The organism is Acidobacteriota bacterium (genome assembly GCA_026393755.1).
Taxonomy (GTDB): domain Bacteria; phylum Acidobacteriota; class Vicinamibacteria; order Vicinamibacterales; family JAKQTR01; genus JBAXOX01.
On record JAPKZO010000028.1, the window covers coordinates 360,276 to 381,158 of the forward strand.

At 64.9% G+C, this 20,883-nt stretch carries 18 protein-coding genes and 1 pseudogene; 3 read left to right on the forward strand and 16 right to left on the reverse strand.

The annotated features are described in order from the left end of the window. Window positions 1–37: 37 nt before the first annotated feature. Entirely contained in the window at window positions 38–1,162 is a 1,125-nt protein-coding gene (locus NTV05_12045; protein ID MCX6545127.1) for a peptidyl-prolyl cis-trans isomerase, read from the reverse strand. A 340-nt stretch (window positions 1,163–1,502) separates the two neighbouring features. Next, window positions 1,503–5,279 carry a transcription-repair coupling factor gene (mfd, locus tag NTV05_12050; protein ID MCX6545128.1) on the reverse strand — a complete coding sequence of 1,259 codons (3,777 nt, stop codon included), beginning with the start codon at window positions 5,277–5,279 and terminating at the stop codon, window positions 1,503–1,505. 301 nt (window positions 5,280–5,580) lie between these two features. On the opposite strand from mfd, the gene NTV05_12055 reads away from it, so the two are divergent. Genes NTV05_12055 through NTV05_12065 form a run of 3 tightly spaced genes read left to right on the forward strand, consistent with a single transcriptional unit; the run spans window position 5,581 to window position 8,587 of the window. Further along, complete coding sequence (locus NTV05_12055) at window positions 5,581–5,820, forward strand: hypothetical protein (GenBank protein ID MCX6545129.1); 240 nt, start codon at window positions 5,581–5,583, stop codon at window positions 5,818–5,820. A 47-nt stretch (window positions 5,821–5,867) separates the two neighbouring features. Then, window positions 5,868–7,193, forward strand: coding sequence for an SAM-dependent methyltransferase (locus tag NTV05_12060; GenBank protein MCX6545130.1), 1,326 nt, complete (start codon window positions 5,868–5,870; stop codon window positions 7,191–7,193). After that, a complete protein-coding gene (locus NTV05_12065; protein ID MCX6545131.1) occupies window positions 7,193–8,587 on the forward strand; it encodes a sulfatase-like hydrolase/transferase in 1,395 nt (464 codons plus the stop codon). The genes NTV05_12060 and NTV05_12065 overlap by 1 nt, the downstream gene beginning before the upstream one ends. A 93-nt stretch (window positions 8,588–8,680) precedes the next feature. Here the strand turns inward: NTV05_12065 and rfaE2 are convergent, their stop codons facing one another. The 14 genes and pseudogenes from rfaE2 to selD all read right to left on the reverse strand — a co-directional run bounded on the left by rfaE2 (window position 8,681) and on the right by selD (window position 20,865). Next, entirely contained in the window at window positions 8,681–9,142 is a 462-nt protein-coding gene (gene rfaE2 / locus NTV05_12070; GenBank protein MCX6545132.1) for a D-glycero-beta-D-manno-heptose 1-phosphate adenylyltransferase, read from the reverse strand. A gap of 31 nt (window positions 9,143–9,173) precedes the next feature. Continuing rightward, window positions 9,174–10,559 (reverse strand): ABC transporter ATP-binding protein, encoded by a 1,386-nt coding sequence (locus NTV05_12075; protein MCX6545133.1) that lies wholly within the window; start codon window positions 10,557–10,559, stop codon window positions 9,174–9,176. Continuing rightward, window positions 10,556–11,347 (reverse strand): ABC transporter permease, encoded by a 792-nt coding sequence (locus NTV05_12080; GenBank protein MCX6545134.1) that lies wholly within the window; start codon window positions 11,345–11,347, stop codon window positions 10,556–10,558. The genes NTV05_12075 and NTV05_12080 overlap by 4 nt, the downstream gene beginning before the upstream one ends. 42 nt (window positions 11,348–11,389) lie before the next feature. Further along, window positions 11,390–12,193, reverse strand: coding sequence for a protein phosphatase 2C domain-containing protein (locus tag NTV05_12085; protein ID MCX6545135.1), 804 nt, complete (start codon window positions 12,191–12,193; stop codon window positions 11,390–11,392). Further along, window positions 12,193–12,624, reverse strand: coding sequence for a F0F1 ATP synthase subunit epsilon (locus NTV05_12090; protein MCX6545136.1), 432 nt, complete (start codon window positions 12,622–12,624; stop codon window positions 12,193–12,195). The genes NTV05_12085 and NTV05_12090 overlap by 1 nt, the downstream gene beginning before the upstream one ends. 82 nt (window positions 12,625–12,706) lie before the next feature. Further along, the gene (atpD, locus tag NTV05_12095) at window positions 12,707–14,155 is read right to left on the reverse strand and encodes a F0F1 ATP synthase subunit beta (protein ID MCX6545137.1); all 1,449 of its coding nucleotides are present in this window, start codon (window positions 14,153–14,155) and stop codon (window positions 12,707–12,709) included. 181 nt (window positions 14,156–14,336) lie between these two features. Next, window positions 14,337–15,197, reverse strand: a complete 861-nt coding sequence (gene atpG, locus NTV05_12100) for an ATP synthase F1 subunit gamma (protein ID MCX6545138.1) — start codon at window positions 15,195–15,197, stop codon at window positions 14,337–14,339. Beyond that, a complete protein-coding gene (gene atpA / locus NTV05_12105; GenBank protein MCX6545139.1) occupies window positions 15,197–16,726 on the reverse strand; it encodes a F0F1 ATP synthase subunit alpha in 1,530 nt (509 codons plus the stop codon). Before atpA ends, atpG begins: the two co-directional genes overlap by 1 nt. A gap of 96 nt (window positions 16,727–16,822) precedes the next feature. Beyond that, window positions 16,823–17,368 (reverse strand): ATP synthase F1 subunit delta, encoded by a 546-nt coding sequence (gene atpH, locus NTV05_12110; protein MCX6545140.1) that lies wholly within the window; start codon window positions 17,366–17,368, stop codon window positions 16,823–16,825. Window positions 17,369–17,371: 3 nt separating this feature from the next. Next, complete coding sequence (locus NTV05_12115) at window positions 17,372–18,079, reverse strand: hypothetical protein (protein MCX6545141.1); 708 nt, start codon at window positions 18,077–18,079, stop codon at window positions 17,372–17,374. Between the two features lie 55 nt (window positions 18,080–18,134). Beyond that, window positions 18,135–18,557, reverse strand: a complete 423-nt coding sequence (locus tag NTV05_12120; protein MCX6545142.1) for an ATP synthase F0 subunit B — start codon at window positions 18,555–18,557, stop codon at window positions 18,135–18,137. 224 nt (window positions 18,558–18,781) lie between these two features. Beyond that, window positions 18,782–19,198, reverse strand: coding sequence for a HEPN domain-containing protein (locus NTV05_12125; protein MCX6545143.1), 417 nt, complete (start codon window positions 19,196–19,198; stop codon window positions 18,782–18,784). Next, on the reverse strand, window positions 19,198–19,770 hold the full coding sequence (locus tag NTV05_12130; protein MCX6545144.1) for a nucleotidyltransferase domain-containing protein: 573 nt from the start codon (window positions 19,768–19,770) through the stop codon (window positions 19,198–19,200). Before NTV05_12130 ends, NTV05_12125 begins: the two co-directional genes overlap by 1 nt. 114 nt (window positions 19,771–19,884) lie before the next feature. Next, window positions 19,885–20,865 (reverse strand): annotated as a pseudogene (gene selD / locus NTV05_12135) (selenide, water dikinase SelD). Window positions 20,866–20,883: the final 18 nt, after the last annotated feature.

The following is a 20,883-nucleotide window of genomic DNA, read 5'->3' on the forward strand; positions in this document are numbered from 1 at the left end:
GCTGGCCCTTCGACACGGGTGAAGTTGCGCTCCGGGTTTACGACACGCCGGGGTTCTTCGACTCCGTGGTCGGCGCGGAGGTCTTCGCAACCCACAACTTCTGCATCTCCTCGTTCTTCCACTCGATGATGCCTTCGCTGCGGAGACGCCGGATGTACTTGTCGAACTCGGCCCGCCGTTTCGCATCGAACACCTTGTTGCTCACATCTTCTCGCGCCTGATCGAACGGCTTGACGTCGGCCTTGGTCGCGGTTTCGAGCTTCAGGATGCCGTAGCCCTTCGGGGTGCGATACACGGCGGTCATGTCGCCAGGTTTGAGCGGGTCGACCAGTTTCTTGATGTCGGGTGCCAGTTCGTCTGGCTGGATGGGACCCACCAGGCCGCCGTTCGCCTTGGATGGCGACTCGGACACTTCGGCGACGAGTTTCTCGAAGGCCTCCCCCGCCTTGAGGCGCGCGAGCACGGCGTCGGCTTTTCGCTGGGTCTCCTCGTCGGTGGCGACGCTGACGTTCTTGCCGTCGGTGGGCGCGAGCACGACGATTTCGCGAAGCGTGATCGACGCCGGCGTCGTAAAGTCGCTCTTGTGCTCGTCGTAGTAACGCCGCGCTTCTTCTTCGGTCAGCCCGAGCTTGGCCGCCACGTCGACCTGCTGCACCCTGTTGATGATGAGCTGCCGCTCGAGGTTCTTGCGCAGCACGGTCATGTCGAGCCCTTCCTGCTTGAGGGCAGCCGCGAAGGCCTCATCCGACTCGAGCTTGTTCTCCTTGCGGATGTTGTCGAGCACCCGTTTGTAATCGTCCTCGGTCACCTTGTAGCCGAGTTCCTTGCCGCGCTGCAGGAGCAGAAGCTCGTCCACGGCATCAACGAGGATGTCTGGCGTCAGATCGGCGATGGCCTTTTTCAGTTGATCGTCGTTGAGTTGCTGGCCGCGGCGTCGGATCGCGTCGATCTGCCGCGCCTCGAGATCGGTCTTGGTGATGATGTCGCCATTCACCTTGACGAGAATCTGCTCGAGCAGCATGGACGGCGGCGCTGGCGCGGCGGCCGGTGCGGCCTGAGCGGGCGGTTGCGCCGGCTGCTGGGGGGCCACTGTCTGCGCCTGCGTCGCCAGCGGAAGAGCAGCGAAAGCCGTGCCAATGACGAGGACCTGCAACTTGCTCATAAACATCTTTCTATTCTACCCGCTCCAGCCACAGACGGGGTTCGTTCTCATCACCGGCGTCGTTTCCGCTTGGCCGTGGCGCGTTGGCCCGCAGGACGGCCCCTCGAACCAAGCCGACAGCGAAGTCCTGAGCGACGTCGAAGGGCGTCAGTCTGCAAAATACACCGTGACGGCCAGGACGGGTTGCGCGAAGAGCGCAAACGTCAGACCGGCGACGAGTCCGGTAAGGTGCGTTTTGCCGGGTTGCGTGAGCGGGGACGGCCTGCGGGCCAACGCGCCACGGCTGCCCTTGTCTTGGTGCTGTGAGATAAGACGATCAAGAGCGCCGCGCGGCCGCTGGTTACTGCAGTAACTGCTGCAGGAGCCCCCCAACCCGGTCGAAGATGCCGCCCTCGGCGCGCGGTTGTTCGCTCGGCGGCTTCAGAATTTCCTGCTTCGTGAATCCAGGCTCCACCGATTTGGCCGTCGCCCTGGCGGTCCACCACGACGGCGATAGTGCCTTGCCGCCTGCGGTCTGCCACCGCCCAGGTAGTCTGCCGCCCTGGGATGGCGCTTGCCGCCCGACATCCCCGCCGCCGCTCCCCGTTGGGTATGCGGAGGACTTCGGCGCTGTCGCGCCCGTCCGCGGCGGGACTCCCCGGTCGCCATGCCCCGGTCGGCCGGCCGAATCTCGGGTGCGACCCACCAGGCCAAGCCGAAGAGAAGAGGGCGGCAGCAGCGTGAGATCCGCGCGCCGCGACAGAAGGCCGAGCACGCGCTGGGGATCGGGCGCCCGCGACCCGGCGCTGTCGCGGAACTTGAGCACGACGTGCTCGCCGTGCCTGTCGACTGATTCCAGCCCCAGCCGATCGGCCATCACGCGAATGCGGCCGTACTCGGCGAGATTCAGCATCGATTCGGGCAGTGGTCCGTAGCGATCGCGCGCTTCGTCGATGATCTCGCCGACTTCCTGTTCGCTCCGCGCCGCGGCCACCTTGCGATACACGACCAGTCGCTGAGCCATGTCCGGCACATAGCTCTCTTCGATTCGGATGTCGATCCCCAGGTTCACCGTCGCCCGCACATCATCATCCAGTTCCTCACCCTTGAGTTCGCGCACGGCCTGCTCGAGCAGCTTCATGTACATCTCGAAGCCCACGGCCTCGATGTGGCCGCTCTGCTCGCCGCCCAGCAGATTGCCGGCACCGCGAATCTCGAGGTCGAGCGCCGCCACCCGGAAACCGCTGCCGAGGTCGCTGAACTCGCGTATCGCCGCCAGCCGCTTCTTCGCCACTGGCGAGAGGGAGATTTCTGGCGGCACCAGCAGATACGCGTACGCAGCACGATCCGATCGGCCGACGCGGCCCCGCAACTGGTAGAGCTGCGACAGGCCGTAGCGGTCGGCGCGATTGATGAAGATCGTGTTGACGTTGGGGATGTCGAGGCCGTTTTCGACAATCGTCGTCGCGAGCAGGATGTCGAAGCGCCTGGCGACGAAGTCGATCATCGCCTTCTCGAGTTGGTGCTCGCCCATCTGGCCGTGACCGACGACGACCCTGGCTTCTGGCACGAGGCGCGTCAGCAAATTCCCGATCGAGAAGATCGATTCCACGCGGTTGTGCACGAAATAGATCTGGCCGCCGCGTGCCAGTTCGCTGCGAATGGCCCGCGCAATCACCTGCTGGTCGAACTTGACGACATTGGTCTGGATCGCGAGGCGATCTTTGGGCGGCGTCTCGATGATGGACATGTCGCGAATGCCGACAAGCGACATATTCAGCGTCCGCGGAATGGGCGTCGCGGTCATCGTCAAAACGTCCACGCGCTTGCGGAGCTGCTTGATCTTCTCCTTGTGCGACACGCCGAAGCGCTGTTCCTCGTCGACGACGAGGAGCCCCAGATCCTTGAAGACGACATCCTTCGACAGCAGGCGGTGCGTGCCGACGATGATGTCCACTTTGCCTTCGGCGAGATCGGCGAGCGAGGCCTTCTGTTCCTGCTTCGTCCGGAAGCGGCTGACCATGTCGATGCGAACCGGGAAGCCGCCGAAGCGCTCGCCGAGCGTCTTGATGTGCTGGAAGGCGAGCACGGTGGTGGGCGCGAGGAAGGCGACCTGCTTGCCGTCCATCACGGCCTTGAACGCGGCGCGCATCGCCACTTCGGTCTTGCCGTAGCCGACATCGCCGCAGAGGAGCCGATCCATGGGCGTCGCCGATTCCATGTCGCGCTTGATGTCCTCGATGGCCGATTGCTGGTCTGGCGTCAGCACGTACGGAAACGCGCCCTCGAACTCCTCCTGCCAGTGCGTGTCGGGACTGAACAGGTGCCCGGTGATGGCCTTGCGCGAGGCGTACAGCTTGAGCAATTCCTCGGCCATGTCGCGCATGGCCTTCTTGACGCGCGTCTTGGCCTTCTCCCAGCTCGTCCCGCCGAGGCGATCGAGCGCCGGGCGCGATCCGCCGGTGAACTTCTGAATCAGATCCAGGCGCGACACGGGCACGAACAGCTTGTCGTCGCCGGCGTAGCGAAGCTCGAGGTACTCCTCGGCGCCAGCGGCCGCGGCGGTTCCGGCGCTGGCAAATCCGGAACTGACGTTCAGTTGCTTGAGGCCGACGAACTCGCCGATGCCGTTGTCGACGTGGACGACGAGATCGCCAACCTTGAGGTCGCGCAGGTCGGAGAGGAACGCCTTGGTCGCGGACCGGCGGACGCGTTCCTGGGCGCGGTGCTCTTCCTCGAAGAGATCTGTCTCGGCGAAAATCTGCAGGTTGGCGTCCGGCAGGCGGAATCCGCGCGACAGCACGCCGGTGGTGACGAGCACGCTTGCGGCAAACGCGTCTCCGGCGCGATCGATTTGCACGGCGCGCAATTCGTAGTCGGCCAGCACCTCCCCGATGCGCTCGGCGCGACCCGGGGTGGCGGCCACGAACAACACGGTGTCGCCGCGCTGGCGAGCGGTGCGGATCTCGGCAATCCAGTCGGCGAGACGCCCGGAGAAGGACAATGCTGGCTGGCAGGAGATGTGACACGAGAAGGCGAACGCAATGCCTGCCGGGCCGTCCGACGGTCCGAGGCCTAGTTCGGCGAGGTTGGTGGCGTTGGCCAGATGCGCATCGACGTCGGGCCACGAAATCAGCAGTTGTTCTGGGGTGGGCGCGTTCCTGGTCTGGCTGTAGCTCTCTGTGACCTGTGCGAGCCATCGCTCGATGCGGTCGCGAATCTCATCCCGCTCGGAGACGAGGAAGACTGGCCGCCTTGTCGCGCCGCTCAGATAGTCAAAGAACGGGACCAGGCAGACGTGAGTGTTCTCGCCATCTGGACCCGCGTCGGGGCGCTCGCGGAGCGGAACGATGCGAAGGCGGGCGATCTCCCCCACCGAGCGCTGCGAGCCCGGGTCGTACCGCCGGATCGATTCGATAGTGTCGCCGAGAAGCTCGATGCGCGCGGGCTGGTCGTCGCCGGCCGGGAAGATATCGATCACGCCGCCACGAATGCAGAACTCGCCGTGTTCGTCGACGGGGTCTGTGCGGGTGAAGCCCGCATCAACCAGCAGACTGGCCAGCGCGGTTGTGTCGACGTCGTTGCCGGCCTGCAGATCGAGTGCGAGCCCGGTGAGCACTGCCGGGGCGCTGACGCGCGGCAGCAGCGCGGTCGCTGACGAGACGACGACCCGCGCGACGCCGGTGGCCAGCGCGTGGAGCGCGCGGGCACGGGCTGACGCGATGCGGAAGTGCGGAGCGAGGCCGCGGTACGGATCCACCTCCTGTGAGGGAAACGGCAGGACGGCGCGATCGAGTTCGTCGGCTGAGCTGCCTTCCAGGCCTCCGAGAAAGAAGCGGATGTCGGCGACAGCCAGATCGACGTCGCGATCGGCGGGAACGATGAAGATCACTACTTCGTGTTGGGGATCCCGGGTGGCGGCGCCTGCGACCCAGAGCGCTTTGGCGGCCGGGGTAAGACCGCTAATCTCGAGCGCGGCGGCACTGGTCAGCCGCGGCGCTTTGGTTGCAGACGACGGCCCCTCAAATTCCGGGGGGATGGCAACGGGGCCGGTCGTTGTGGGCGCTTTCGCCGAAAAGGCGAAACCTTCGCGCACAAGGACGCCCCGCAGCAACTCTTGAAGCTTCAGTGACGGCATTCGTCTGAACGGCCCTGACAACGCCGCTGGCATCCACGCCTGCGGTGCCCTCTCAGTGTACCGCAGGCGGGCGTCAATCACTCCCGGAGTGATTGCGTTGGAGCCAATTACTCCCGGAGTGATTACGATTTTGTAATTACTCCGGGAGTGCTTGCAGCGGGGCTAATTACTCCGGGAGTAATTGTCTTGGCCGTCATCCCGACGGTCGGTGGGAAAGACAAGATCGGCCCAAAGCGGTTATCATAGGCGACGCGGCGATATTCGTTAACCTTCCCGGCCGCGGGTCTGTCTAATTTTTACCATGCGCTTGGCTACCTTACTCGTCATTGCCGTCTCGCTCGTGCTGGCTGTTCCCGGGCTTGCGTGGGCCTATATCGACCCGGGGGCCAGCAGCATGGCGTACCAGGTGTTGGTCGCGGGTGCGCTGGCGCTCGGATTTGCGCTGAGACGCTGGTGGCACCGGCTCGGCGAGGTGATCGGCAGACGAAGATCGTCGAATCGCGACCTCGCTGGGCCTTCCGAGCCGAATCCAAAGCCTTGAGCGGCGTGCAAGTCCTCCCGTCCTCATTTCGAGACCCGTCCGGACGAGTGTTCCTGTCTGACGGTGTCCTGCTGCGCGGCGTCTTCGAGTCGGGCCGGCGGGACTACGAACAACTCCTCACGTCGGGGCTGTACGACAAGTTGGTGGGACGGGGTCTGCTGATTCCCCATCAGGAAGTGGCATCGGATGGACGGGGACTGCCCGGATGCTGGAAGGTTCTTCAGCCCGAGCGGATTTCCTTCATCAGTTACGCGTTCGAGTGGTCGTTCTCGCAGCTCAAAGATGCGGCGTTGACCGTGCTGGACGCCCAGGCGGAGGCTCTTGCTCACGGCATGATTCTTAAGGACGCGCCAACGGCCAACGTGCAGTTCCATCATGGCCGGCCGGTCCTCGTCGACACGCTGTCGTTTGTGCGCGCGGACTCCGCCGCGTGGCCCGCGTATTTCCAGTTCTGCAAACACTTTGTCGCGCCGCTGCTGCTGGCGGCCTACGGGATGGATCGTGCGTTGCGGTGGTCGGCCGTGGAGGCAGACGGGATCCCGTTGGAGGTCGCCGCGCAGCTTCTGCCTCGGCGATCGTGGCTGCGGCCGCTGGCCCTCTGGCACGTGCACCTGCACTCGCGCGCGAACTCGAGCGCGCGGCCTCTCGCTGAATCGCCCAAAGGCAAAGAGGGCAATCAGGGGCTTGCGCGGCAGATGGCGATCATCGAGAGCCTGCGGCGCGGGATTGACGGGCTGTCGTGGCTTCCGCCCGACACGGAGTGGTCTCGTTACGGCGACGAGCGGCCGACCTATTCGGAGGAAGCCTGGGAGGCGCGGCTCGCTGTTGTTCGCCGTGTGCTGGCGCAACTGAAGCCGGCGGTCGTCTGGGATTTCGGGATGGCGGCGGGGCACTTTTCTCGTGAGGCCGCCGAGTCTGGCGCGTTGGCGATCGGGTTTGACGCCGATGCCGCGTCGGTTGAAAAGGCCTACTGTCTTGCCCGCAAACGCGGCGAGACGCGTTTTCTTCCGCTCGTTCAGGACCTGTTGCGCCCGACGGGGCCGGGAGGGTGGGCGGAGGCGGAGACTCTGAGCCTGTCGGCGCGTGGACCCGCAGATCTGCTTCTGGTCCTCGGATTGGCGCACCACCTCGCGGTGCCGGGAGGCGTGCCGCTCGGCCATCAACTCGCGCACTTTACGCGTCTGGGAAAGACGGTGTTGTTTGAGCTGGTGCCGGATACCGATCAAGTGCCGTGCGGATGGGCCTCGCGATTCGATGTGCGCGGCCTGAATCGCGCAGCGTTCGAGTCGTCCGTGCTTCCTCTATACGACGTGATTGAAACTGTGCCCCTTCCCTCTTCGGAGCGGGTGCTCTACCTGATCAGGGCCCGCTGATGGGCAAGCGCGTGGTGTCGGCGCTCGGCGGGATGGGGCTTGCCACAGCGTTCTTCATGCCGATCGCGGCGGCCGGGAGCATTGATGCGCCGCTGCTGATGTGGACGTCGCTTCACACGATCGAGTTGGCATGTGCGTGGGCGGCGTGCGCCATTGTTGCCGCTGTCGGATTGGGATGGTTCCACCGCATTCCACAACCGCGGCGGCAGTCCGCGTTGATTCTGCTGGTTTCCGTGCCGAGCCTTCTGTCGTTGCTTGCGATCACGGGTCGAAATGCGACCGCTCTTGGTGAGGGCACCGACACGGTCCGTTTTGTGGCGATCGGCGGCCTCGCTGTCGGGTTGATCGTCGCGACGCTTCTGTGGATCGTGAAACCCAAGCTTCTCGTCAGGACGCTGCGAACCATCCTGCCGTTTGGCGTGATTCTGCTTGTGCCGGGCGTTCAGGCCCTGCGCGCGCTTCCAATTCCCGATCAAGACGTTCGGTCGATCGCCTATACGGCGAGCTCCTCCGGCAGGGCGAGCGCGAGCGACCGGTGCGGTAATGTCTACGTGCTGTTGTTCGATGAACTTGCCTACGACGCCGTGTTCTCGGGAGGTCGTGTCACGCTCAGTAGTCTGGCGGGCAGGATTGCAACGGCGCAGGTTTACCATCGCGCCTCTGCACCAACAGCATCTACTAACACCTCGATCGGCGCGTACCTTTCCGCATCTCCGACGCGCAAGGAGGATCGCAACTCGGCGCCCCCCGTCGGGCTGTTCGGGATGGCGCAGGCGGCCGGCCTGGAGACGGAAGTGGCGGGCTGGTACTTCCCGTACTGCGAGAGCCTCGGGGTCACGGCCACGCGTTGCCGGTCCTACAGCATGTACAACGCGGCGACGGCATACGACGGATTCAGCCTGGCCGCGCCCTTCGAAACGGTGCTGAACATCTGGCCGTTCCAGATGCCCACCGGTCTGCTGAAGCGGCCGTTCGCGGTGCGCCTGCACCGGGCGGAGCTCGAGTCCATCACCGCTCTGGCAGCGGCGCCTCCTCCGGCGAACCCGGTTCTCAGGTGGGTTCATTTCAATGTGCCGCACGTTCCCTGGCTGCAGGACACGGGGCCACTGTCCTTCCGGGCGTTCGAACAGACGCGCGCGCGCTATCTGCATCAACTCGACGAAGTGGACCGCGCGCTCAACTCGACGTTTCGCACGCTGGAAACGGCTTCGGCGGGTCGGAGCACGACGGTGGTGATTACCGCGGACCACGGATCGCGGCGCGGGCACGCCGGAGAGCCACTTCACGTCCCCCTGATCGTCTGGTCGCCCAACGGCATCCACGAGGACATCACCGAGCAGGTGCGCGTCGGCGACGTCCTCAACAAGGTCGTCTCCGGCGCATGCCGGCAGTGAGCGGCGTCTGCTCAGATAATCACTCCCGGAGTAATTACAATTTCGTAATTAGTCCCGGAGTAATTGCGCGGAGGCTAATTACTCCGGGAGTGATTAGCTCGCGCTGTGGAGTTTTTCAACAATTGCGGTGGTCGAATGGCCGTCTTCGACGTTGACGCGAATGACCACCCCGCCGCGAGCTTCGACGATGTCGCGGCCGACGATTCGGTCGGCAGCCCAATCGGCGCCCTTCACGAGCACGTCGGGCTGAATCAGGCTGATGATTTCGTGCGGCGTGTCCTCGTCAAACACAACCGTCGCGTCCACCGACGCCAGCGCGGCGACGACCTCCGCGCGTTCCGCCTCGGGGTTCACCGGGCGCGTCGGCCCCTTGATGGCGCGCACCGAGCGGTCGGAATTGATGGCGACGATCAGCGCGTCGCCCTGGCGGCGCGCCTCTGCCAGATAGCGCACGTGTCCGGGGTGGAGGATGTCGAACACGCCGTTGGTGAAGACCACGCGCTTCTGCTGGCGCCCCAAGTGCTGGCGCCACCGTGCGGCCGCCTCCTGTGTCATCACAGACATCTGATTGCCACTCCCGGAATGATTACAATTCTGTCTCCGGCGCCGGCGGGGTGAAGCGCACGCCGCCGCTGAAGCTCCACGAGTGGCGCGGCCGATAGATCCCGACGTCCTGTACCGGTGATGTGACGCGGAAGCTGTACAGCAGGCGATGGTAGTCGTAGGGATAGCCGTCGCGCCGATGGATCGCCACGTCGAGCTTGTAGGTGCCGGCGACCAGATCGAGTCCGTCGATCTGAAAGGCGACTTCGGCGTCGCCTTCGAGCCGCTCGGCTTCGAACTTCTCCTGATCAGTGTTGGTGCCGAAACAGCACACGCCGTCGATGTTGAACAGGCCGATCCCGACGACAAAATCCGTCAGGGCGTGCGGGGCGTGCAGCGCGATGCGGATATTGACCCGCTCGCCGGTCTGGAACACATGCGCGGGCTGGCCGTCCTCGCCGACGAGTTGGACGCCGGTGATCTCGGCCTCGCGCGATCCCCATCGGCCCTCGCCGGCCTGGAACATGTCCTGCGGTCCGGCCGGCTCGACGGGAGCTGTCTCGGCTGGCTTCTCCAGCCATGCTGCGGCGGCCTTAATAATGGGGTCATGCCCCTTCTCGCCGGCGGGCTCCACGCTGGCCTGCGCCTTGGCATCGGCGGCGGCAATCTGGGTCTCTTCCTGACGCCCGACGTCCGTGATGTATGCCGCAACGACGCGCCTCGGATCGCCAATCCCGCGCGACTTCCCTTCGTCGAGCCACAGTGCCGTGTCGCAGAACCGCTCGACCAGCGTCAACTGGTGCGTCACCAGGAGAATTGTCTTCCCTCGGCGGCGGAGCTCCGCGAACTTGTCGAGGCACCGGTGCGAAAACGCCTCGTCTCCGACCGCCAGCACCTCATCGACCAGCAGCACGTCCGGATCCACGTGAATGGCGACCGCAAACCCGAGGCGGACGTACATCCCGGATGAATACGTCTTGACCGGTGCGTCAATAAAGTCTTTCATCTCGGCAAACTCGACGATCTCGTCGAAACGGCGCGTGATCTCGCGCTTCGACAATCCGAGCATGATGCCGTTGATGAAGACGTTCTCGCGGCCGGATATCTCGGGATGGAAGCCTGCGCCAAGCTCAATCAGCGCCGAGATGCGGCCGGCGACGGACACGCGGCCGGAGGTCGGCTTGGTGATGCCGGCGACCAGCTTCAGCATCGTGCTCTTGCCCGATCCGTTGCGGCCAACGATGCCGAATGTCGATCCGGCGGGCACGTCGAACGACACGCCATTGAGCGCGTTGAATGTCTCGGCCGGATTCAGATCGCCCGCCATCGATCCGGACAGGATCGCGCTCTTGAGCGTGGCAAAGCTGCGGCGACGCGAGTACTTCCGGTAGGTCTTCCGGACGTCGACAACCTCAATGGCGGGTTTCATACTTCTTCGGCGAACGAATCCCTGAGCCGATCAAACACGAAGTAGCCGACGAAGAACAGCAGCAGCGACGCCCCGCCCAACGCGAGCAACCACTTCCAGTGGCCGAAGTCGCCCTTGAAGAACAGGATCTCCTGGTACGAGACGGCGAGGTGCGTGAACGGATTCAGATTCAGCAACGTCTTCCCGATGGGTGGCGCGCCGTTCATCGAGTAGATGATGGGGGTCGCGAAGAACCAGAACGTCATCAGATTCGACAGGATGTCCTTGACATCGCGAAAGTGCACGGTGAGCGCCGACACGATGAGCGCCAACCCGAGCGTCAGCACCAGCTGCACCAGCACAACGACCGGGAACCATACGATCTCCGACCACTGCAGCGGCGCCTGATAGTAGATCAGGAACACCACGAGGATCGGCAATCCCAGCAGGAAGTGCACCATGTTCGCCAGCACCGTGACGATGGGGAGCACTTCGGCCGGGAAGAGGACTTTCTTGATCAGGTTCCCGCCGGCGATGAGGACGTTGGACGCTTCCAGAAGAGACGAGGAGAACCACGTCCATGGAAGGATGCCGCAGAACAGGAAGAGCGCGTACGGATACATGTCGGGCTGGCGTGACGGCAGGACGTACGAGAAGACGAATGTGTAGATGAGGAGCAGCAGCAGCGGATTGATGAACGACCAGAAGAATCCCAGCACCGAGGCTCTGTAGCGCGCTTTCAGTTCGCGCGCCACCAGGCTCTGGACCAGCTGGCGATACTTCAGCAGGTTGGAGAGGTTCTTCAGCATCGGTTGAAATGCCGGGCTGGAGCCCGGCGCAACCCGAACATTCTACTGTGCTGTCACTTCCGCGACGACGACTGTGATGTTGTCGGGGCCGCCGGCGGCGATGGCGGTTTCAATGAGCGTCGCGCACAGCGGGCCCGGTTCGCCCGGGGTCGCGCGCGCCATGATGGCTGCGATCGCCGAATCGGGCACCGGCGTCGAGAGGCCGTCGCTGCAGAGCAGGAATCGATCTCCCGGCTGCAGCGCGACCGGCGTGATCTCGACGTCGGGGTCCTCGGCGCCGGCCAGCGCGCGCGTCACCAGGTTGCGCCACGGATGCCGTCGCGCGTCCTCGGTGGTCATCGAGCCCGCGGCGATCTGCTCTTCGACCCACGAATGATCGCGCGTGATCTGTTCGAGTCGCCCTTCGTGCCACAGGTACGCGCGGCTGTCTCCCACGTGCGCCACGAGCCCGCGGATGATCCGGGCTTCGCCGGACGCGGCCGGCGGTTGCGCGATCAGCAGGGCCACCGCCGTGGTGGCCATCCCGTGCAGCGCGGCGTCATCGGCTGCCCGCTGCTGGATCTGCCGGTTGGCGAGCCTGAATGCCGACGACAGCCGGTTGCCGTCGACGCCGAGCGCCGCGTTGTAGCCGAATGGCCACGTCGCCTGTTCGCCCTGCCCTGCCGTGTGCTCGACAAAGGCCTCGATCGCATCGACCGCCACATGCGACGCCACCTCGCCAGCGGCGTGGCCGCCCATGCCGTCGGCCACGACAAAGAGGCCGAGCGTTGGACGCAGGCTGAAGCTGTCTTCGTTGGAATCGCGACGAAGGCCGGGATCGGTCGAGGCAGCGGACAGAATACGCATCAGAATCTGGTTCGGGCCTTTGTCGCCACCTGGAGCCGGCTGAGCGCCTTCATCAACGCGACGCGCGCGCGCTCCATATCCACATCCGATGCCCCGGTTCGCGCCGCCTGGAGATGGTCTTCGGCCCGGCGCTTTGCCTCCTCGGCGCGGCGCAGGTCAATCTCTTCGGCGCGTTCGGCGAATTGCGCCAGCAGCCGGACCCGGTCGGGCAACACCTCGGCGAATCCAAACGCGATCGACAGGTAGTGCTTCTCGGTGCCCTTCCGGTACCACATCTGGCCGACCTTCAGGCCCGTCAGCAGGGGCGTGTGGCCCGGCAGAATACCGAGATAGCCTTCCGTGCCAGGCAACTGCACCTCGTCCACTTCCTCGTGGGCGATGGCGCGGTCTGGCGTCACGATCTCGAGCGTCAAATACGGCGGTAGAGCCATCCTGAATCCTGCAACCGTCCGGGCACGGCATGCCGTGCCCCTACGAAATCCCGCAACTGACCGGGCGCAATCAATCGCGCCCCTACGATGCCTTCATCTGCTCGGCCTTGGCGACGGCCTCTTCGATGGTGCCAACCAGGTAGAACGCCTGCTCCGGCAGCCCGTCGTGCTTGCCGTCAACGATCTCCTTGAAGCCCCGGATTGTCTCCTTCACCGGCACGTACTTGCCCTTGAGTCCGGTGAACTGCTCGGCGACGTGGAACGGCTGCGACAGGAACCGCTGGATCTTGCGCGCGCGGCCGACGATCAGCTTGTCGTCCTCCGACAGTTCGTCGATTCCGAGAATCGCGATGATGTCCTGCAGGTCCTTGTACCGCTGCAGCACCTGCTTCACCTGGCGTGCCACGTTGTAGTGTTCCCATCCGATCACGTGCGGATCGAGGATGCGCGAGGTCGACGCGAGCGGATCAACTGCGGGGTAAATCCCCAATTCGACAATCGCCCGAGAGAGGTTCGTCGTCGCGTCCAAGTGCGCGAACGTTGTTGCCGGCGCGGGGTCCGTGTAGTCGTCGGCCGGCACGTAGATGGCCTGCACGGACGTAATCGACCCCTTCTTGGTCGACGTGATGCGCTCCTGCAGCTCGCCCATCTCGGTGGCGAGCGTGGGCTGGTAGCCGACGGCGGACGGCATGCGGCCGAGCAGCGCCGACACTTCGGAGCCGGCCTGTGTGAAACGGAAGATGTTGTCGATGAAGAGGAGCACGTCCTTGTTTTCGGCGTCGCGGAAGTACTCCGCCACCGTGAGCGCCGACAGCGCTACGCGAAGGCGCGCGCCGGGCGGTTCGGTCATCTGGCCGTAGACCAGTGCCGCGCGGGATTCCTCGGGCACGCCAGCCTTGATGACGCCGCCTTCCTGCATCTCGAGCCACAAGTCGTTGCCTTCGCGCGTCCGTTCGCCGACGCCCGCGAACACCGACACACCGCCGTGCTGCATGGCGATGTTGTGGATGAGTTCCATGATGATGACCGTCTTGCCGACGCCCGCGCCGCCGAACAGGCCGATCTTCCCGCCGCGCAGGTACGGCTCGAGCAGGTCGACGACCTTGATCCCCGTCTCGAACATCTGCAGTTCGGTCGACTGCTCTTCGAGCGTCGGCGCCGACCGGTGAATCGGCCAGCGTTCGGCCGAGTGCACCGGCTGGTCTGGGAAATCGACCGGCTCCCCGAGCACGTTCAGCACGCGGCCAAGCGTCTGGGATCCGACCGGCATCGTGATGGCCGTCCCGGTATCCACAACCTTCATGCCTCGCTGCAGGCCGTCGGTCGGCTTCATGGCGACGGTTCTGACGCGCCCCTCACCGAGGTGCTGCTCGACCTCGACGATGATGTCGAACTTCCGATCTTCGACTTCGGCCTTGATGTGCAGCGCGTTGTAAATGGGAGGCAGATCGCCTCCTGGGAACTCGACATCCACGACCGGCCCGATGATCTGGACGATGCGGCCTTCACGTTGGGTTACGACTGTGCTCATACGGTTCGTCATCCTCACGGGCGCGATGAATCGCGCCCCTACGTTCCTCTTGGGCGGGGACCCTTCGACCCTGCTCAGGGCAGGCGGGGGCCCGCCCCTACAAAATCCTGAACTGTCCGGGCACGGCATGCCGTGCCCCTGCGCCGCCTTCATCTGCTCGCGAACGACTCTTCTTGCGTCCCTACAATGCCTGCGCGCCTGACACGACCTCGATGATCTCCCGCGTGATGGCTGCCTGCCGGACTTTGTTCATGTAAAGCGTCAGGCCGTCCATCATGTCCGTCGCGTTCTTTGTGGCCGCGTCCATCGCCGTCATTCGCGCGGCATTCTCGGCTGCGCCCGATTCGAGCAGCGCGCGCCACACGTGCGTCCGCACGTAGGCCGGCAGCAGTTGATCGAGCAGCGCCTTCTCGTCGGGCTCGTAGATGTAATCCACCCGTGCGGCCGGCGACTCGTCATCCAGGTGTTCGCGCGGGATGGGCAGCAACTGCTCTGTCACCACGCGCTGCTGGAGGACCGACTTGAACTCGTTGTAGACCAGGTACACCGCGTCCACTTTCAGCTCCACGAACTGCGTGGCTGCCAGGTCGGCGATTTCGCGTGCGTCCTCGAAGTTGAGGCGCTGGAACAGATTCACCCGCTCGTACGTCACGGCATAGTCGCGCCGCCGGAAGAAGTCGCGGCCCTTCCGGCCCACCAGTCCCAGCGTCACCTTGCGCGACGGATCGCCCAGCAGGACGTGGCTGGCGGCCTTGAGGATGTTCGTGTTGAAGCTCCCGCAGAGGCCCTTGTCGGCGGTGATGATGATGATGAGCGCAGACTTCTCTTCGCGCACAGCGAGCAGCGGGTGCACTGACGGATCGGTGCGCGTCGCCAGCCCGCGCAGCACGCGCAGCATCTCGTTGGAAAACGGCCGCGCGTTCAGGATGCGATCCTGCGATTTGCGCAGCCGCGATGCCGCGATCATCTTCATCGCCTTGGTGATCTGCTGCGTCGACTTGACGGCGCGGATCCGGCGGCGGAGGTCAATCAGGGATGGCATCAGGCGACCGCTGCCTTCTTCCCTGCGGCGAACGTCTCGCCGAATTCCTTGAGCGCCGCCCCGATCTCGGCCTTCAGCCCATCATCCAGCTGCTTCTTCTCGGCAATCGCGCGCAGGATGCCCGGCTTGCGTGCGTCGAAGAAACGGAACAGTTCCTGTTCGTACTCGCCGATGTCCTCAACCGCCACCGGATCCAGGTGGCCGTTGGTGCCCGCAAAGATCATCAGCACCTGCTTCTCGACGGCGAGTGGCTCATACTGCGGCTGCTTGAGGATCTCGACGAGTCGCTTGCCGCGATTCAACTGCGCCTGCGTCTGCTTGTCGAGGTCGCTGCCGAATTGGGCGAACGACGCCAACTCCCGATACTGCGCCATGTCGAGGCGCAAGGTGCCTGCCACCTGGCGCATCGCCTTGACCTGGGCGGCCCCGCCGACGCGCGACACCGAGTTGCCGACGTTGATGGCCGGGCGGACGCCCTGGTGGAACAGGTCGGTCTCCAGGAAGATCTGGCCGTCCGTGATCGAGATGACGTTAGTCGGGATGTACGCCGACAAGTCGCCGGCCTGTGTTTCGATAATTGGGAGCGCCGTAAGCGAGCCGCCCCCGTTCTCCTTGTTCAACTTGGCCGCGCGTTCGAGCAGCCGGGAATGCAGGTAGAAGACGTCGCCCGGGTACGCTTCGCGGCCTGGCGGGCGGCGCAGCAGGAGCGAGATCTCGCGGTACGCCTGCGCGTGTTTCGAGAGGTCGTCGTAGATGCAGAGTGCGTGCTTGCCGCAGTCGCGGAAATACTCTCCCATCGAGCAGGCCGAGTACGGGCTGATGTAGAGCATCGCGGCCGGCTCTGACGCGGCGGCGGCAACGATGATGCTGTACTCCATCGCCCCGGCGGCCTCGAGCGTCTTGACCACTTGCGCGATGGTCGACTGCTTCTGGCCAATCGCGTTGTAGAGGCAGATGACGTCCTGGCCCTTCTGGTTGATGATCGTATCGACCGCAATCGCCGTCTTGCCTGTCTGGCGATCGCCAATGATCAACTCGCGCTGGCCGCGTCCGATCGGCACCATCGAGTCAATCGCCTTGAGGCCGGTCTGCAGCGGTTCGCGCACCGGCTGACGGGCGACGACGCCGGGCGCGATGCGCTCGATGGGCGAGAACTGCTGCGTCGCGATGGGGCCCTTGCCGTCGACCGGCTGGCCAAGCGAGTTCACGACGCGGCCCACCAGTTCCTCGCCCACCGGCACGGAAATGATGCGGCCGGTCCGCTTGACTGGGTCGCCTTCCTTGATGGTGTGGTACTCGCCGAGCAGCACGGTGCCGACGCTGTCCTCTTCGAGGTTGAGTGCGATCCCGAACACGCCATGCGGGAACTCGAGCATCTCGCCGGCCATCGTGTTCTCGACGCCGTGGACGCGCGCAATCCCGTCGCCCACGACAACGACGCTGCCGACTTCGGAAATGTCGACGTCGATGGACTGGCTGCCAATCTGGTCGCGGATGACTTTGGTGATCTCTTCGGCTTTGATGTTCATATGGTCGTATCTGCTGGCTGCTGTCCGGGCACGACATGTCGTGCCCCTACGCAATTCCTGTCGTGCCGTCCCGTGCGGGCGCGATGAATCGTGCCCCTACGCGGACTGCCCGATTCGCTCCCGCATCTTCTCCAACTGTCTCCGCACGCTTCCGTCGTACACCGTGCTGCCGATGCGCGTGATGATGCCGCCCATCATCCCGGGATCGGTCGCCGTCTTCATCAGCACCTTGCGGCCCGTGAGCGCGCCGAGGCTGGCTTCCAGCTTCTGAACGCGATCTGGCGTCAACGGCACGGCCGACGTGACCTGCGCTTGAACCACTTTCTGATGATCCATCAGCCGGCTGCGGTACGCCTCGAGCAGATCCGGCAACAGCCCGATGCGATCGCGGCCCGTCATCATCTTCAGCAACTTGTCGAGCACGGGACTCAGCTCGAGCTTCGGCAGCATCGCCGATACGATGCCCTGTTTCCGCGTGACCGGCACGGCTGGATTGGTCATCACCTTCCACAGGTCGGCGTGACCGCGGAACAAATCGACGACGCCGGCCAATTGCTGTTCGACCGCCTGCGGATCGGCTTCGGCAAGGGCCACGTCGAGCAGTGCCCGGGCGTATCGTGTCGCGCTTGTTCGTGCTGTCATTTCCTACTTCCCGACCTGCACAAGGTATCGATCCACGAGGCGGAGTTGATCGGTTTCGGTGATGGTCGCCTTGACGCGTTCTGACGCGACCTCCACCGCGAGATCCCCGGCCCGCTTCATGAGCGCGCGCTCGGCGAGCTTGAGCTGCACGCTGACGTCGCGTCGCGTCATCTCGAGCAGTCGTTCGCGCTCGGTTTCGGCGGCTTGCCGGATACGCGCTTCCTCAGCCGCCACTTCCTCGGCGCCCGCTTTGCGGAGCGCCTCGAGTTCGGCGGGCAGTGATTGCATCTTCTGCGAGATGGCCGCCTGCTCGAGGGCGGCTCCGGCGCGCAGGTCCCTGGCTTTGACGAGGCGCTCGCGGATTTGTGTGGAGCGGTTCGCCAGATAGACCGCCAGCGGCGAGCGAAGCACGTAGAACAGCAGACCGGCCAGCAGCGCGAAATTGAAGAGCCTGGCGATCATGCCGAGGATCGGGCTGCCGTGTTCGGCTGCCGCCTCCTCGGACGCGGCGGCCTCGTGGGCGCCGGCTGCGGTCGCTGGTGCTTGCGTCGCGTGCTCGGCTGGTGCCGTCGCCTGGGCGAGCGGCTCTGCGGTCTGGCGGGTGGTCGCAGGCGCGGGCTGGGCTTCGGTGACGGCCGCACCGGCCAACGCAATCAGAAAGGCTGCGAAGAAGACGGCGATAATCCTGATGTCTCGCGCCCGCTCGTGCATGTGGTTCTTATCCCTGCAGCGGGCCGGAAATCCGAACCCGGTACTGGAGACGGTCCTACTTCGTGCGCCCAAGCACCTTATCTGCGATTTCGCGTCCCAGCTGGTCCGCGTCCCGTTCGAGTTTCGTCGTGGCCTGAGCCACCTGCGCGTCGAGCTCGGTTCGCGCATCGGCCAGCGTCATGTCGACCTCGCCGCGCGTCTTCGCCATCAACTCGGTGCGGTAGGCGTCGCCCGCCTTGCGGCGCTCGTCCAGCTGCTTGTAAAGCTCGGCCCGCGCCGCGCCCAACTTCGCGTCAAATTCGGCGCCTGCCGCCCTGGCTTTCGCGGTTGCGTCTTCTGCCATCTGCATCGCAGACTGGACAGCCGTTTCGCGCTCGGCAATGACGCGCAGAACGGGCTTGAACAGCCAGCGGTTGAGCACAACCGCCAGCAGCAGAATGGCCGCGATCACCCAGAGGACAGAGAGGTCGGGAAGCACGCCTTCGTCTCCATTGGCTGCACACGTGTGTCTTACGCCAAAACCTGAATAGTATACGGGATCGGGACGACTGGTCCAGTGGTCAGGGTCGGATAGCGTGGTTAGAATCGGCGAGATTCCATTGCGGCGCTCGAACGTCTGGCGCTCAGCCGCACGGCTGAGTCCGCGGCACGCGTGACTTGGCGTTGCCCCGCCGGCGGCTGGGGTGCCTGAACCCGGAGCAGTTACAGGTTGGTCGGCACGTGCGGGCGCACGAGCTTCACCACCAGGCGGGCGGAGTCTCGAGCGTCGGTCGCATCAGACTTGCGATAGAAATCCGATGGCGTGAGATCCTCGGCTCCGTAGAAAGCCAGTTCCCGATCGCGCCTCAGCGTGCGCGACGCGGCGGCCAGCAGCGGAATGTCCGATCGGAGCGCTTCTGGAATGCGGTCGCGTTCGGCCTCGAGTACGTCGGCGACGTCGTGGATGCGAGGCGGCTCAACGCCCGCCGCCCGCAGTAATCCCTTGAGCGCGAGTTCTACGACCTCCTGCGACTCGCGGACAACGTCGGCCCAACTCTCGGCGTCGAACAACACGTCAAGCGCCCGCAGTCTGGCTTCCGCCCGGCGCACGTGGTCGGTCGCGAGATCCCGGTTTCGCATCAGGCGGCCACCGTCCAGTAGGGCTGACCATGTACGGAGCGCCGCACCAGGCGGCCGGTCGCGATGTCGCCTCTCACCGCGGCCAGGTGGCGCGTCAGCACGCCATCACGCTCAAATAGCACGACGCCGTCGATGGCGGCTTCGCACCAGGCTCCCGGCATGGCCCGGACGTCGGCAGGAAGCTGTACGAAATGCGGGTCGATGCTCCGACTCCCCCATGCGGGCGGATCAATATCCCATTCCCGGTACAGGGCTCGCGCGAGCGGAATCGAGCGGTCGACGACGACGAGGAGATCGACGTCCGATGTGGCGGCCGCGTCGCCTCGCGCGAACGAGCCAAAGACGAGGACGCCGACCAGCCGCTCTGAAAATAGCGCCAGCGACCGATCGACTGCGGCCCCTGCTCCGTCTTCGATCAACAACGCGGGTCCCGGAACACCCAATCGGCGGGAGCAATACTCGTTCAGCGAGAGGCCACGGTTTCGGGCCGCGTTCTGGAGGCGCGCGTGGACCCGCGCCTGCAATCGCAGCAGGAAACGCCCCGACACCGTTTTCGATTCAGACGATCGCATCTTGCGAGATGATATCACTTGCCTACCTGAAAAGATATCATGCCTGGATGGCCAATAGTACTGAATTGAGATGGGCTTGCCACCTGAGCGCGTCTCGGGCTCGGACAGCCTCGATCAGACGACCTCGATCAGGCAGTCCCCTTCCGGTAGGACGTCCCCGATTCGCATCCCGACGACGCCCGCACGGGTGAGCGCCTTGTCGACCTGCGCGGCGTGCTCGGGCGCGACGGCAATCAGCAGTCCGCCCGAAGTCTGCGGATCGAACAACAACAGGACACGATTCGGATCCAGCCCGCCGGCGACCCGCAGGCGCGCCTCGAAATGCTCAACGTTGGTGCGCATCCCGCCGGACTGGTTGTCGGCGGCCATCGCCAGCGATCCGCCCAGAAGCGGCACGGCGTTCACATTGAGGCGAATCGTGACATGGCTTGCGGCCGCCACTTCGCTCGCGTGCCCAATCAAGCCGAAGCCCGTGATGTCGGTGCATGCGTGGGCGTAACCCGCGGGCAGCGCGCGAAGCGTCTCCGCGGCATCGCGATTGAGCTGCACCATCGATCGGGTCGCCGCCGACACGACGGATTCGGCCGCGCGGCCCGCCTTGATCGCGGTGCCGATGACGCCGGTGCCGATGGCCTTTGTGAGGAACAACGCGTCGCCGGGTCTCGCGCCGGCGTTCGACAGCACGCGCTCAGGATCAATCTCGCCGGTGACGGCGTAGCCGAACTTGATCTCGTTATCCTGCACCGTGTGCCCGCCAAGCAGCGCCACGCCCGCCTCGCGGAGCTTGTCGAAACCGCCCAGGAAGATCGCGCGGATGATCGCGCTGTCGAAGTCCTTCTTCGGGAATCCGGCGATCGCGAGCGCGGTCAGCGGGTGCCCTCCCATCGCGTAGACATCGCTCAGTGCGTTGGCGGCGGCGATCTGGCCGTACGCGTAGGGGTCGTCGACGATCGGTGTGAAGAAGTCCACGGTCTGCACGAGTGCCGGGCCGCTCCCCCACTTGTACACACCGGCGTCGTCCGCAGTCCGGAAGTCGATCAGGATGCGGTCATCGTGCTGCGCGGGAATGTCGCTCAGGACCTGAGCGATCTCGCCAGCGGCGAGTTTGCCCGC